Origin of the sequence: Shigella dysenteriae (assembly GCF_022354085.1) — a bacterium.
Taxonomy (GTDB): domain Bacteria; phylum Pseudomonadota; class Gammaproteobacteria; order Enterobacterales; family Enterobacteriaceae; genus Escherichia; species Escherichia coli.
The window spans coordinates 2443763-2456544 of sequence record NZ_CP055055.1 but is presented as its reverse complement, the minus strand read 5'-3'; the positions used below and the strand labels follow the sequence as shown (position 1 = coordinate 2456544).

At 50.7% G+C, this 12782-nt stretch carries 15 protein-coding genes; 9 read left to right on the top strand and 6 right to left on the bottom strand.

What is annotated here, in order from left to right:
• Window positions 1–140: 140 nt before the first annotated feature.
• On the top strand, window positions 141–1673 hold the full coding sequence (pntA, locus tag HUZ68_RS11715) for a Re/Si-specific NAD(P)(+) transhydrogenase subunit alpha (protein WP_032224057.1): 1533 nt from the start codon (window positions 141–143) through the stop codon (window positions 1671–1673).
• 10 nt (window positions 1674–1683) lie between these two features.
• On the top strand, window positions 1684–3072 hold the full coding sequence (gene pntB, locus HUZ68_RS11710; protein ID WP_000014036.1) for a Re/Si-specific NAD(P)(+) transhydrogenase subunit beta: 1389 nt from the start codon (window positions 1684–1686) through the stop codon (window positions 3070–3072).
• 24 nt (window positions 3073–3096) lie between these two features.
• Here the strand turns inward: pntB and tqsA are convergent, their stop codons facing one another.
• Window positions 3097–4131: an AI-2 transporter TqsA gene (tqsA, locus tag HUZ68_RS11705; RefSeq protein WP_001118241.1), complete on the bottom strand. Its 1035-nt coding sequence runs from the start codon at window positions 4129–4131 to the stop codon at window positions 3097–3099.
• Window positions 4132–4265: 134 nt separating this feature from the next.
• On the opposite strand from tqsA, the gene HUZ68_RS25140 reads away from it, so the two are divergent.
• From HUZ68_RS25140 to mdtI, 3 genes are all read left to right on the top strand, one after another.
• On the top strand, window positions 4266–4436 hold the full coding sequence (locus HUZ68_RS25140; protein WP_001303517.1) for a protein YdgV: 171 nt from the start codon (window positions 4266–4268) through the stop codon (window positions 4434–4436).
• A gap of 106 nt (window positions 4437–4542) precedes the next feature.
• Window positions 4543–4908: a multidrug/spermidine efflux SMR transporter subunit MdtJ gene (gene mdtJ, locus HUZ68_RS11695; RefSeq protein WP_033814555.1), complete on the top strand. Its 366-nt coding sequence runs from the start codon at window positions 4543–4545 to the stop codon at window positions 4906–4908.
• Window positions 4895–5224, top strand: coding sequence for a multidrug/spermidine efflux SMR transporter subunit MdtI (mdtI, locus tag HUZ68_RS11690; RefSeq protein ID WP_000046661.1), 330 nt, complete (start codon window positions 4895–4897; stop codon window positions 5222–5224). Before mdtJ ends, mdtI begins: the two co-directional genes overlap by 14 nt.
• Before the next feature lie 38 nt (window positions 5225–5262).
• Here the strand turns inward: mdtI and HUZ68_RS11685 are convergent, their stop codons facing one another.
• The 3 genes from HUZ68_RS11685 to asr all read right to left on the bottom strand — a co-directional run bounded on the left by HUZ68_RS11685 (window position 5263) and on the right by asr (window position 6668).
• The gene (locus HUZ68_RS11685) at window positions 5263–6084 is read right to left on the bottom strand and encodes a trypsin-like serine peptidase (protein WP_033814556.1); all 822 of its coding nucleotides are present in this window, start codon (window positions 6082–6084) and stop codon (window positions 5263–5265) included.
• Between the two features lie 99 nt (window positions 6085–6183).
• A complete protein-coding gene (gene ydgU / locus HUZ68_RS11680) occupies window positions 6184–6267 on the bottom strand; it encodes a small membrane protein YdgU (protein ID WP_000233090.1) in 84 nt (27 codons plus the stop codon).
• A gap of 92 nt (window positions 6268–6359) precedes the next feature.
• Window positions 6360–6668 carry an acid resistance repetitive basic protein Asr gene (asr, locus tag HUZ68_RS11675; protein ID WP_239594216.1) on the bottom strand — a complete coding sequence of 103 codons (309 nt, stop codon included), beginning with the start codon at window positions 6666–6668 and terminating at the stop codon, window positions 6360–6362.
• Between the two features lie 255 nt (window positions 6669–6923).
• Here asr and HUZ68_RS25135 point away from each other — a divergent pair, with 255 nt between their 5' ends.
• Window positions 6924–7043, top strand: coding sequence for a KPN_01571 family protein (locus HUZ68_RS25135; RefSeq protein ID WP_001299090.1), 120 nt, complete (start codon window positions 6924–6926; stop codon window positions 7041–7043).
• A gap of 48 nt (window positions 7044–7091) precedes the next feature.
• On the opposite strand, the gene HUZ68_RS11670 is transcribed toward HUZ68_RS25135, so the two are convergent.
• The gene (locus HUZ68_RS11670) at window positions 7092–8345 is read right to left on the bottom strand and encodes an MFS transporter (protein ID WP_000091829.1); all 1254 of its coding nucleotides are present in this window, start codon (window positions 8343–8345) and stop codon (window positions 7092–7094) included.
• Window positions 8346–8451: 106 nt separating this feature from the next.
• Between HUZ68_RS11670 and HUZ68_RS11665 the strand changes: the two genes are divergently transcribed.
• The 3 genes from HUZ68_RS11665 to bioD all read left to right on the top strand — a co-directional run bounded on the left by HUZ68_RS11665 (window position 8452) and on the right by bioD (window position 11520).
• Window positions 8452–9345 carry a LysR family transcriptional regulator gene (locus tag HUZ68_RS11665; protein WP_001019530.1) on the top strand — a complete coding sequence of 298 codons (894 nt, stop codon included), beginning with the start codon at window positions 8452–8454 and terminating at the stop codon, window positions 9343–9345.
• Window positions 9346–9479: 134 nt separating this feature from the next.
• The gene (gene mlc / locus HUZ68_RS11660) at window positions 9480–10700 is read left to right on the top strand and encodes a sugar metabolism global transcriptional regulator Mlc (RefSeq protein WP_000225276.1); all 1221 of its coding nucleotides are present in this window, start codon (window positions 9480–9482) and stop codon (window positions 10698–10700) included.
• Window positions 10701–10824: 124 nt separating this feature from the next.
• Window positions 10825–11520 (top strand): dethiobiotin synthase, encoded by a 696-nt coding sequence (bioD, locus tag HUZ68_RS11655; RefSeq protein WP_000919226.1) that lies wholly within the window; start codon window positions 10825–10827, stop codon window positions 11518–11520.
• Here bioD and clcB read toward each other — a convergent pair.
• Window positions 11473–12765 carry a voltage-gated ClC-type chloride channel ClcB gene (gene clcB / locus HUZ68_RS11650; protein WP_071829017.1) on the bottom strand — a complete coding sequence of 431 codons (1293 nt, stop codon included), beginning with the start codon at window positions 12763–12765 and terminating at the stop codon, window positions 11473–11475. The genes bioD and clcB overlap by 48 nt on opposite strands.
• Between the last annotated feature and the right edge of the window lie 17 nt (window positions 12766–12782).

Genomic DNA, 12782 nt, shown 5'->3' with positions numbered 1-12782 from the left:
CAGGCATAATTTTCAGTACGTTATAGGGCGTTTGTTACTAATTTATTTTAACGGAGTAACATTTAGCTCGTACATGAGCGGCTTGTGTGGCTCCTGACACAGGCAAACCATCATCAATAAAACCGATGGAAGGGAATATCATGCGAATTGGCATACCAAGAGAACGGTTAACCAATGAAACCCGTGTTGCAGCAACGCCAAAAACAGTGGAACAGCTGCTGAAACTGGGTTTTACCGTCGCGGTAGAGAGCGGCGCGGGTCAACTGGCAAGTTTTGACGATAAAGCGTTTGTGCAAGCGGGCGCTGAAATTGTAGAAGGGAATAGCGTCTGGCAGTCAGAGATCATTCTGAAGGTCAATGCGCCGTTAGATGATGAAATTGCGTTACTGAATCCTGGGACAACGCTGGTGAGTTTTATCTGGCCTGCGCAGAATCCGGAATTAATGCAAAAACTTGCGGAACGTAACGTGACCGTGATGGCGATGGACTCTGTGCCGCGTATCTCACGCGCACAATCGCTGGACGCACTAAGCTCGATGGCGAATATCGCCGGTTATCGCGCCATTGTTGAAGCGGCACATGAATTTGGGCGCTTCTTTACCGGGCAAATCACTGCGGCCGGGAAAGTGCCACCGGCAAAAGTGATGGTGATTGGTGCCGGTGTTGCAGGTCTGGCCGCCATTGGCGCAGCAAACAGTCTCGGCGCGATTGTGCGTGCATTCGACACCCGCCCGGAAGTGAAAGAACAAGTTCAAAGTATGGGCGCGGAATTCCTCGAGCTGGATTTTAAAGAGGAAGCGGGCAGCGGCGATGGCTATGCCAAAGTGATGTCGGACGCGTTCATCAAAGCGGAAATGGAACTCTTTGCCGCCCAGGCAAAAGAGGTCGATATCATTGTCACCACCGCGCTTATTCCAGGCAAACCAGCGCCGAAGCTAATTACCCGTGAAATGGTTGACTCCATGAAGGCGGGCAGTGTGATTGTCGACCTGGCAGCCCAAAACGGTGGCAACTGTGAATACACCGTGCCGGGTGAAATCTTCACTACGGAAAATGGTGTCAAAGTGATTGGTTATACCGATCTTCCGGGCCGTCTGCCGACGCAATCCTCACAGCTTTACGGTACTAACCTCGTTAATCTGCTGAAACTGTTGTGCAAAGAGAAAGACGGCAATATCACTGTTGATTTTGATGATGTGGTGATTCGCGGCGTGACCGTGATCCGTGCGGGCGAAATTACCTGGCCGGCACCGCCGATTCAGGTATCAGCTCAGCCGCAGGCGGCACAAAAAGCGGCACCGGAAGTGAAAACTGAGGAAAAATGTGCCTGCTCACCGTGGCGTAAATACGCGTTGATGGCGCTGGCAATCATCCTTTTCGGTTGGCTGGCAAACGTTGCGCCGAAAGAGTTTCTTGGGCACTTCACCGTTTTCGCGCTGGCCTGCGTTGTCGGTTATTACGTGGTGTGGAATGTATCGCACGCGCTGCATACACCGTTGATGTCGGTCACCAACGCGATTTCAGGGATTATTGTTGTCGGAGCACTGTTGCAGATTGGCCAGGGCGGCTGGGTTAGCTTCCTTAGTTTTATCGCGGTGCTTATAGCCAGCATTAATATTTTCGGTGGCTTCACCGTGACTCAGCGCATGCTGAAAATGTTCCGCAAAAATTAAGGGGTAACATATGTCTGGAGGATTAGTTACAGCTGCATACATTGTTGCCGCGATCCTGTTTATCTTCAGTCTGGCCGGGCTTTCGAAACATGAAACGTCTCGCCAGGGTAACAACTTCGGTATCGCCGGGATGGCGATTGCGCTAATCGCCACCATTTTTGGACCGGATACGGGTAACGTTGGCTGGATCTTGCTGGCGATGGTCATTGGTGGGGCAATTGGTATCCGTCTGGCGAAGAAAGTTGAAATGACCGAAATGCCAGAACTGGTGGCGATCCTGCATAGCTTCGTGGGTCTGGCGGCAGTGCTGGTTGGCTTTAACAGCTATCTGCATCATGACGCGGGAATGGCACCGATTCTGGTCAATATTCACCTGACGGAAGTGTTCCTCGGTATCTTCATCGGGGCGGTAACGTTCACGGGTTCGGTGGTGGCGTTCGGCAAACTGTGTGGCAAGATTTCGTCTAAACCGTTGATGCTGCCAAACCGTCACAAAATGAACCTGGCGGCTCTGGTCGTTTCCTTCCTGCTGCTGATTGTATTTGTTCGCACGGATAGCGTCGGCCTGCAAGTGCTGGCATTGCTGATAATGACCGCCATTGCGCTGGTATTCGGCTGGCATTTAGTCGCCTCCATCGGTGGTGCAGATATGCCAGTGGTGGTGTCGATGCTGAACTCGTACTCCGGCTGGGCGGCTGCGGCTGCGGGCTTTATGCTCAGTAACGACCTGCTGATTGTGACCGGTGCGCTGGTCGGTTCTTCGGGGGCTATCCTTTCTTACATTATGTGTAAGGCGATGAACCGTTCCTTTATCAGCGTTATTGCGGGTGGTTTCGGCACCGACGGCTCTTCTACTGGCGATGATCAGGAAGTGGGCGAGCACCGCGAAATCACCGCAGAAGAGACAGCGGAACTGCTGAAAAACTCCCATTCAGTGATCATTACTCCGGGGTACGGCATGGCAGTCGCGCAGGCGCAATATCCTGTCGCTGAAATTACCGAGAAACTGCGCGCTCGTGGTATCAACGTGCGTTTCGGTATCCACCCGGTTGCGGGGCGTTTGCCTGGACATATGAACGTATTGCTGGCTGAAGCAAAAGTACCGTATGACATCGTGCTGGAAATGGACGAGATCAACGATGACTTTGCTGATACCGATACCGTACTGGTGATTGGTGCTAACGATACGGTTAACCCGGCGGCGCAGGATGATCCGAAGAGTCCTATTGCTGGTATGCCTGTGCTGGAAGTGTGGAAAGCGCAGAACGTGATTGTCTTTAAACGTTCGATGAACACTGGCTATGCTGGTGTGCAAAACCCGCTGTTCTTCAAGGAAAACACCCACATGCTGTTTGGTGACGCCAAAGCCAGCGTGGATGCAATCCTGAAAGCTCTGTAACCCTGACGGCCTCTGCGGAGGCCGTCACTCTTTATTGAGATCGCTTAACAGAACGGCGATGCTTTGACCTCCCGCTGTTTGTTCAAGCGCAATTTTGACAATAATTGTCAACGGCACGGAAAGCAGCATACCCACCGGTCCTAACAACCATCCCCAAAAAATCAACGACAAAAATACCACCAATGTGGAAAGACCCAGCCCACGCCCCATGATGCGCGGCTCCAGAATATTGCCGAAGACCAGATTAATCAGCAGATATCCCGCCAGCACCAGCAACGCTTCGTAGAAGCCATTAAATACCAGTACCTGAGCGATAGGGGGGATTGCCGCGAGAACTGAACCAATATTAGGGATGTAATTAAGCGCAAAGGCCAGCAATCCCCAGACAAAAGCGAAGCGAACATCGAGGGCGGCGAGCATCGCCCATGCGACCAGGCCGGTGATGATGCTGATGGCTGTTTTCAGCACCAGATAATGAGACACACTGTCAATCGCACGCTGAATCGCCGCCATCCCTTCAACCGGACGCGCCATCATTTGCTGAAATTTTCCGGGCAATTGTGGCACTTCGAGCAGCATAAACAGCACCGTCAGCAGCAATAAAAATATTGATGACATGGCATTAGATAACTGCGTCAATAAGTTGGTGAGCAACGTCATCGCCGCGTTCGGATCAATGTAATGCGCCAGTTGGTCAACTGAGACGTCAATCCCTACGCGTTGCAACAACGGCTCAAGAGCTTGCAGCGGCGTCATAATAGAGTTGCGATATTGCGGTAACGTCCGCGTCAACTCGTTGAGCGCGGAACCCAGATAAGCTAACAGCAACACCATAGCCATCACGATGATGGTCATCAAAATCGACACCGCCAGTACACGCGGCACTCGCCAGCGGACCATGTGTTGCACCAGCGGGTTAAGAATAACAGCAATAAATAATGCGAGAATAAACGGCACGATGATCTCGGCGGCAAAACGGATACCGCAGAGAATAATGACCAGCATTCCCAACATAATGACGATTTTTAGGCCATTGAGCGTGATGATCGGCTTTGCCATGCTTGTCCCCGTTTTTTCTTCCTTTGCAAATAATAATGTCTTTTTCGCTCCATCATCATAACGAAAATCAAACCGCTCAGGTAAAGAAATGAAAATATTTTGAGTTAATTCTTAAGCTATGATACAAATCAGGCGTGTTCAACTACCGAGGACAATTATCATCCGCGATGACGAGAAGCAACACTGCGGATAATTGTAATATTATGGACAATTTGTTCAGGACGTTATTTTCTACATTTACCCATCTTCGTACCTCATCCACTATCTTGCTCGTAGGTGAGCAGCACTGGCGCAACGCGCTTTAGTCCTTTCTTCTGCCAAAGCTTGCGCTAAGCGCGGGGCTTGACCACTTTACTTTGGTTTCGCTGAATTAAGCGAAAATTAAAATAATTCTCTTGCAGGAGAAGGACAATGTATATTTATTGGATTTTATTAGGTCTGGCTATTGCTACAGAAATTACCGGTACGCTGTCTATGAAATGGGCGAGCGTCAGTGAGGGAAATGGCGGCTTTATTTTAATGCTGGTGATGATTTCTCTGTCGTATATATTTCTCTCTTTCGCTGTTAAAAAAATAGCCTTAGGCGTGGCTTATGCGCTGTGGGAAGGTATCGGTATTTTATTTATTACCTTGTTTAGCGTTTTGTTATTCGACGAAAGTTTATCGCTGATGAAAATTGCCGGGTTAACCACCCTGGTCGCCGGGATAGTGTTGATCAAATCAGGTACTCATAAAGCGCGTAAACCTGAACTGGAGGTGAACCATGGCGCAGTTTGAATGGGTTCACGCCGCCTGGCTGGCATTGGCAATCGTGCTGGAAATCGTTGCTAACGTCTTTTTGAAATTTTCTGACGGCTTTCGTCGCAAAATATTTGGCTTGCTCTCCCTGGCGGCGGTGCTGGCTGCCTTTAGTGCGCTTTCTCAGGCCGTTAAAGGGATCGACTTGTCTGTCGCTTATGCATTGTGGGGCGGGTTTGGTATTGCCGCCACGTTAGCCGCAGGTTGGATCTTGTTTGGTCAACGGTTAAATCGTAAAGGCTGGATTGGCCTGGTCTTGCTGTTGGCTGGAATGATCATGGTGAAACTTGCCTGATGAAGACGCTGCCCGCGCTGTCGGGCAGCGTTTGAACATTATTTTTGCGACAGTTGATCCAGCTTGTCGCGAAAACCGGTAACAGAAATGGCCCGGTTATCGGCGCGCCAGCGATCTTTCGCGGCAGGAGCCGAACTTTGCACCCCAATTAATTGCCAGCCGTCATCGGTATGCAACATCAGAGGCGAACCGCTGTCACCCGGCAAGGTATCGCACTGATGTGACATCACCGACGTTTGCGCCCAGCCAGTCACTTCACAGTTTTGATGACTGTACAACGTATCGAGATGATCTTCAGGGTATCCTGCCTGAGTCACTTTACGACCTGCCGCTTTTAATGCGGCGGTAAGCGCGGCTTTATCTCCCTCAAATAACGGCAACGGCGTAATGCCAGAAGGGGGATTACGTAGCACAATCAATCCGAAGTCCCACGGCGCGGCTGCGGGAGGTACAATCCAACCATCCCCATCTGCTTTTAACCGCTTTCCCAGTGTCGGATCAACGCGGCCTTCTATGTCGTGTATGTCATAGCGCCAAAGACCTTTATTTGACACAAAACGCAGCGCCACTGCTTTATCGGCTTTACCCTTTGGAGGTGTCAATAAACAGTGTCCTGCCGTTAATGCCAGATTGGGTGCAATCAGCGTCGCCGTACATAAATTGCCGCTGGCCGTTTCCAGTTGCCCAACCGCATCCCACGGTAATTGGGTCGTGTCATTCACTGGCACACGATCATCATGACCAAAAAACAGGGTGCTGACCTCATCGTTTGCCGATTTGGCAACGTCTGGTTTATCTGCAAACACAAAAGCAGACGTCAAACTAATTGCACCCAACACTACAGCAATGGTTGTACGCATATCACACTCTGGTGGGTAATTATGATTATTAAAAGCAAACCCTCATAAATACTATAGACGGGACGGGATGAAAGTGGGAGTAAAATCAGATAACTACAGTCAGGAAAGATAAAAACGGGCGGCAATCAGTGCGCATAAAATAAGGATGATAAGAATGAACTCAAAGCGATAACGGCCCACCATACTACCCTCCGCTAAAGGCGGTGCTAAACGTTACCCGCTTAGCACCGTAATTTTCAGGCGCGAGGGGGCGCGCCAGCATTACTGTTGAAAACTTACGCTGCGGGTTGTGCAGCAGGTTTTGCCGGTTGCTGATGGCTGTGTTTCCCGGCGTGTTTCTTCGCTGCCTGCGCTTTTTGTTCAGGGGCTTTCTGTTCAGCTTTCGTATTTTTATGATGCTTTTTAGCCGCCTGCGCTTTCTGGGCAGGTGCTGCTTTATGCTGTTTTTTATGATGTGTAGTTTTCGCCGGCGCTGCTTTGGTGGTCGTCGCAGTCGGAGCAGGTGTGATCGCAGTCTCTGCAGCAAAGGCGGCAGAAGACAGACCCATAGCAGCGGCAACAACCAGAGCTAATACTTTTTTCATTGTCATACCCTCAATTTGTTTTTTCATTTAACCCCACTGCGGGGCCGTTGAAATAACTATATCCCTGGGAATGGCAGACTTCCGTGAGTGGTTGGTTTCAGCGTGTAACGATATGTACAAACGCTGAATAAATTACAGCATTGATAATAACGTATTGTGACTTAAGGGAAATTTAGCTACCAATAATAGTAGTCTTGATCGGGTTAACTATTTTACTACTTACAAAGCGGTAGAATAACTGCGCATCAGTAATAAATGACACACAGCAAAATGAATCCGTTTATTTGGGTACTTATAATCCTGATGACGCTAGATGCGCTGCGGGAATTGGCTGGCGCTTCGTCTATTTTAGGATGGCTATTAACGTTGGTTTGAGCAGGCAATAAGTCCGGACGGGTATTTACCGCAGTCCGGACTTATTTTTCAGGCGTGCAGACGACGATGCAAACGCGTCCCGACCAGCAGAGCAATGACCAGCATCAGAGCAATAAATGCGCCGACGCCGTTCCAGCCATAGTTATGCCAGAAAACACCACCCAGCGTCCCGGCAATACTCGACCCCAGATAGTAACTGAACAGATACAGCGAGGAGGCCTGGCCTTTAGCGCGTTTTGCGCGGGGGCCGATCCAGCTGCTGGCAACTGAGTGGGCTGCGAAGAATCCTGCTGAGAAGAGTAACATTCCGGCAAAGATCAGCCACAGCGAGCTGAATAAGGTCATCAGTAAACCAAACAGCATAACCCCCGTCGAAAACAACATCACTGGACCACGCCCATAGCGGGTGGTCATGGTTCCGGCTTTGGGTGAGCTCCATGTACCGGTCAAATAAGCCAGCGATAATAAGCCAACCACGGCCTGACTGACATGCCAGGGGGAGAGCATCAACCGATAGCCGATGTAATTAAACAGCGTGACGAACGACCCCATCAGCAAAAAGCCTTCTGCGAACAATAACGGTAATCCCCGGTCACGCCAGTGCAGACGAAAGTTGATAAACAACGACTTAGGTCGCAGCGAAGTCGGGCGAAAATGGCGTGATTCCGGGAGGATTTTCCAGAACATCAACGCCGAGGCTAGCGCGAAACAACCGATTGCCGCCAGAGCAATTCGCCAGTTGAAAAAGTCCGTGAAGACACCACTAATTAAGCGTCCGCTCATGCCGCCAATTGAGTTGCCGCTGATATACAACCCCATCGAAAAGGCCACGAAACTGGGGTGGATTTCCTCGCTAAGATAAGTCATGCCAACAGCTGCCACGCCACTTAACGAAAGCCCAATCAAGGCGCGCATAATCAAAATGCCGTGCCAGCTGGTCATCATTGTCGAAAGTAACGTACAAATGGAGGCCAATAGTAGCGCCGTTACCATCACTGGTTTGCGACCAATGGCATCGGATAGGGGGCCAGTAAACAGCAAACCAATAGCCAACATCGCCGTGGAAATGGACAGTGAAATACTACTGTTCGCGGGCGTTAAGCCAAACTCCTGCGAAAGCACCGGAAGGATAGGCTGCACACAATAGAGAAGTGCAAATGTTGCCAGTCCGGCAGAGAACAGCGCCAGGGTGACGCGCATAAATTGCGGCGTACCGCGTTTAATAAATTGATTTGGCTGAGAAATGCTTTGCTTGTCAGTGTCGCTTGCCGGAGCGCCATCAACAGTTGTAGTACGGCTCACTTGAAATCCTTGCTAAATATGCCTGTGGATCAGGCTTATACATAGGTTAGGAAAATCGAATTGTTCTGTCTAATATATTAATAATCTCAAATAAGATGTTTTAAATATGAATATTGAACTTCGTCATCTGCGTTACTTTGTTGCTGTTGCGGAAGAGCTGCATTTCGGGCGCGCCGCTGCCCGCCTGAATATTTCGCAACCGCCGCTAAGTCAGCAGATTCAGGCGCTGGAGCAACAAATTGGTGCCCGACTGCTGGCACGAACCAATCGCAGTGTATTGCTGACGGCAGCAGGAAAACAGTTTCTTGCAGATAGTCGGCAAATCCTGTCTATGGTGGATGACGCTGCCGCTCGCGCTGAAAGACTGCATCAGGGTGAAGCGGGGGAGTTGCGCATTGGTTTTACTTCGTCGGCTCCTTTTATTCGGGCGGTGTCCGATACGTTATCGCTGTTTCGCCGAGATTATCCCGATGTCCATTTACAAACCCGCGAAATGAACACTCGCGAGCAAATCGCTCCGCTCATTGAAGGAACGCTGGATATGGGATTGCTGCGTAACACAGCGTTACCGGAGACGCTTGAACACGCAGTCATCGTCCATGAACCGCTTATGGCGATGATCCCGCACGATCATCCCCTGGCAAATAACCCGAATGTAACGCTGGCTGAACTGGCGAAAGAACCCTTTGTCTTTTTTGATCCGCACGTCGGGACAGGGCTGTATGACGATATTCTCGGGCTGATGCGACGTTACCATTTGACGCCCGTCATCACTCAGGAGGTGGGCGAGGCAATGACCATCATCGGTCTGGTTTCCGCCGGTCTGGGTGTTTCAATTTTGCCTGCGTCATTTAAACGTGTTCAGCTCAACGAAATGCGCTGGGTGCCGATTGCTGAAGAGGATGCGGTTTCTGAAATGTGGTTGGTCTGGCCGAAACATCATGAACAAAGTCCAGCTGCGCGTAACTTTCGTATTCATCTGCTGAATGCTCTCAGGTGAGGGAAATTTCAGCGAAAAAGCCCGAAAAATGTGCTGTTAATCACATGCCTAAGTAAAAATTTGACGACACGTATTGAAGTGCTTCACCATAGCCTACAGATTATTTCGGAGCGCGAAAATATAGGGAGTATGCGGTGGTTGCTGAAAACCAGCCTGGGCACATTGATCAAATAAAGCAGACCAACGCGGGCGCGGTTTATCGCCTGATTGATCAGCTTGGTCCAGTCTCGCGTATCGATCTTTCCCGTCTGGCGCAGCTGGCTCCTGCCAGTATCACTAAAATTGTCCGTGAGATGCTCGAAGCACACCTGGTGCAAGAGCTGGAAATCAAAGAAGCGGGGAACCGTGGCCGTCCGGCGGTGGGGCTGGTGGTTGAAACTGAAGCCTGGCACTATCTTTCTCTGCGCATTAGTCGCGGGGAGATTTTCCTTGCTCTGCGCGATCTGAGCAGCAAACTGGTGGTGGAAGAGTCGCAGGAACTGGCGTTAAAAGATGACTCGCCATTGCTGGATCGTATCATTTCCCATATCGATCAGTTTTTTATCCGCCACCAGAAAAAACTTGAGCGTCTAACTTCGATTGCCATAACCCTGCCGGGAATTATTGATACGGAAAATGGCATTGTACATCGCATGCCGTTCTACGAGGATGTAAAAGAGATGCCGCTCGGCGAGGCTCTGGAGCAGCATACCGGCGTTCCGGTTTATATACAGCATGATATCAGCGCATGGACGATGGCAGAGGCCTTGTTTGGTGCCTCACGCGGGGCGCGCGATGTGATTCAGGTGGTTATCGATCACAACGTGGGGGCGGGCGTCATTACCGATGGTCATCTGCTACACGCAGGCAGCAGTAGCCTCGTGGAAATAGGTCACACACAGGTAGACCCATATGGTAAACGCTGTTATTGCGGGAACCACGGCTGCCTCGAAACCATCGCCAGTGTGGACAGTATTCTTGAGCTGGCACAGCTGCGTCTCAATCAATCCATGAGCTCGATGTTACATGGGCAACCGTTAACCGTGGACTCATTGTGTCAGGCGGCATTGCGCGGCGATCTGCTGGCAAAAGACATCATTACCGGGGTGGGCGCGCATGTAGGGCGCATTCTTGCCATCATGGTGAATTTATTTAACCCACAAAAAATACTGATTGGCTCACCGTTAAGTAAAGCGGCAGATATCCTCTTCCCGGTCATCTCAGACAGCATCCGTCAGCAGGCCCTTCCTGCGTATAGTCAGCACATTAGCGTTGAGAGTACTCAGTTTTCTAACCAGGGTACGATGGCAGGCGCTGCGCTGGTAAAAGACGCGATGTATAACGGTTCTTTGTTGATTCGTCTGTTGCAGGGTTAACATTTTTTAACTGTTCTACCAAAATTTGCGCTATCTCAATTTGGGCCAGGAAAGCATAACTTAGACTTTCAAGGTTAATTATTTTCCTGGTTTATATTTGTGAAGCATAACGGTGGAGTTAGTGATGCTGAAGCGTTTCTTTATTACCGGTACAGACACTTCTGTAGGGAAAACGGTGGTTTCCCGCGCATTGCTACAAGCGTTAGCCTCCCAGGGAAAAACGGTTGCGGGATATAAACCCGTAGCGAAGGGGAGCAAAGAGACACCCGAAGGGCTGCGTAATAAAGATGCCCTGGTGTTGCAGAGTGTTTCAACCATCGAACTGCCTTATGAAGCAGTTAATCCTATCGCATTAAGCGAAGAAGAAAGTAGCGTGGCGCACAGTTGCCCAATCAATTACACCCTCATTTCAAACGGCCTGGCAAACCTGACCGATAAAGTCGATCATGTCGTGGTAGAAGGGACTGGCGGCTGGCGCAGTCTGATGAATGATTTGCGTCCACTCTCTGAATGGGTGGTGCAGGAACAACTGCCGGTGTTGATGGTTGTCGGTATTCAGGAAGGTTGCATTAACCATGCACTGCTAACAGCTCAGGCGATTGCCAACGACGGGCTGCCGCTCATTGGCTGGGTGGCTAACCGAATCAACCCAGGACTTGCGCATTATGCGGAAATCATTGATGTGCTCGGTAAAAAACTTCCGGCACCGCTCATTGGTGAACTGCCTTATCTGCCGCGCGCCGAACAGCGTGAACTGGGGCAATACATCCGCTTAGCTATGCTGCGCAGTGTGCTGGCGGTAGATAGAGTCACGGTGTAACGTCCGCGAGATTACCGACGCAATTACGCAGGCAATCAATAAACCGGGGAGTAGCTGATACTCCCCGGTCATTTCACATATCATCAACGTCGACATAATCGGCGCGTGCGTGGTTGCCGCCAACAGTGTCGCCATCCCGGTCAATCCGAGTAAAAGCGTAATTTCTTCGCCATCAGGGAACCATAATCCCAGGCTACGACCATACAACATGCCAATGGCAAGACCGATAAATAGCGTCGGTGTAAAGACACCACCGGGTGCGCCGGAACCGCTACTCGCCAGCACGGCACACAGTTTACAAAGGAAGATCCCGGCAATGATCATTAACAGTGGCGGGGCGGTTAAAAAGGATTGTACGGTGCTATAGCCGTTGCCCCACACTGCAGGTGTGAACAGGGAAAGCAGACCCACGATCAACCCGCCTAGTGCCAGTTGCCAGGGCGGCGCAAGTTTGAGACTCACAAATCCACGATGACAGGCGTTCATTAACGTTAACAACAGTGGTCCGCACAGACCTGCCAGCACACCTGTACTGATAATCAGCGCATAGTCACGAGCCTGAACCGTCACTGAGAGTTGTACGCTGTAGAGTAACGCGTTGCTATGATTAATCAGATTGCTAACCAGCAATGCCACGACGGCGGAAATAATCACCGGGCCGAGAGAGGCCAACATCATAGTGCCAAACAGCACTTCGGCTATAAATAAACTGCCAGCAAGCGGGGCACGATAGGCCGCAGCCATTCCCGCCGCGGCCCCACAGGCGATCCATAATTTCCTCTCCTGGCGTGGCGTAAAACGTTGGGCAAAACAGGAGGCGGCAAGGGCAGCTAAAAGAATCATCGCACCTTCGCGACCAATTGCACTGCCGCTGGTTACTACCAGCAGAGAGGCAAGCGATTTAACCAGGCTTGCTGCGTAATCAAACTGACCATCGGTTTGCAACGCTTCCATGTAATCGGTCGGCGCATGAGGGCGTTGCTGGGTAAATTTCTGCCAGCCCATCAACAACAAACCCGCCGCCAGTCCGCCGAGCGCCGGAGTTAGCAGCCGTCGCCAGGGGGAAAGATTTGTCGCTGCATTGACCAGACTGCCGGAGTCATTATTGAGGAACAACCACTCCAGTAGCAGCATCGCATGACGAAACCCGGCAACGGCAAAGGCCGCGAGAATACCGACGACTGTTGCGATAAGCAGACGGCGGAACATAGTGCGCAGATCCGGATAGATGTGTAGATGATGCATGAGCAGAAATGGGCAAT

Excerpts from the sequence above, each read along its gene's own strand:
- pntB (WP_000014036.1), top strand. The coding sequence starts at position 1,684 with ATGTCTGGAGGATTAGTTACAGCTGCATACATTGTTGCCGCGATCCTG.
- HUZ68_RS25135 (WP_001299090.1), top strand. The coding sequence starts at position 6,924 with ATGACACACAGCAAAATGAATCCGTTTATTTGGGTACTTATAATCCTG.
- tqsA (WP_001118241.1), bottom strand. The coding sequence starts at position 4,131 with ATGGCAAAGCCGATCATCACGCTCAATGGCCTAAAAATCGTCATTATG.
- HUZ68_RS11685 (WP_033814556.1), bottom strand. The coding sequence starts at position 6,084 with ATGCGTACAACCATTGCTGTAGTGTTGGGTGCAATTAGTTTGACGTCT.
- asr (WP_239594216.1), bottom strand. The coding sequence starts at position 6,668 with ATGAAAAAAGTATTAGCTCTGGTTGTTGCCGCTGCTATGGGTCTGTCT.
- ydgU (WP_000233090.1), bottom strand. The coding sequence starts at position 6,267 with ATGGTGGGCCGTTATCGCTTTGAGTTCATTCTTATCATCCTTATTTTA.
- bioD (WP_000919226.1), top strand. The coding sequence starts at position 10,825 with ATGCTGAAGCGTTTCTTTATTACCGGTACAGACACTTCTGTAGGGAAA.
- HUZ68_RS11665 (WP_001019530.1), top strand. The coding sequence starts at position 8,452 with ATGAATATTGAACTTCGTCATCTGCGTTACTTTGTTGCTGTTGCGGAA.
- clcB (WP_071829017.1), bottom strand. The coding sequence starts at position 12,765 with ATGCATCATCTACACATCTATCCGGATCTGCGCACTATGTTCCGCCGT.
- mdtJ (WP_033814555.1), top strand. The coding sequence starts at position 4,543 with ATGTATATTTATTGGATTTTATTAGGTCTGGCTATTGCTACAGAAATT.
- mdtI (WP_000046661.1), top strand. The coding sequence starts at position 4,895 with ATGGCGCAGTTTGAATGGGTTCACGCCGCCTGGCTGGCATTGGCAATC.
- pntA (WP_032224057.1), top strand. The coding sequence starts at position 141 with ATGCGAATTGGCATACCAAGAGAACGGTTAACCAATGAAACCCGTGTT.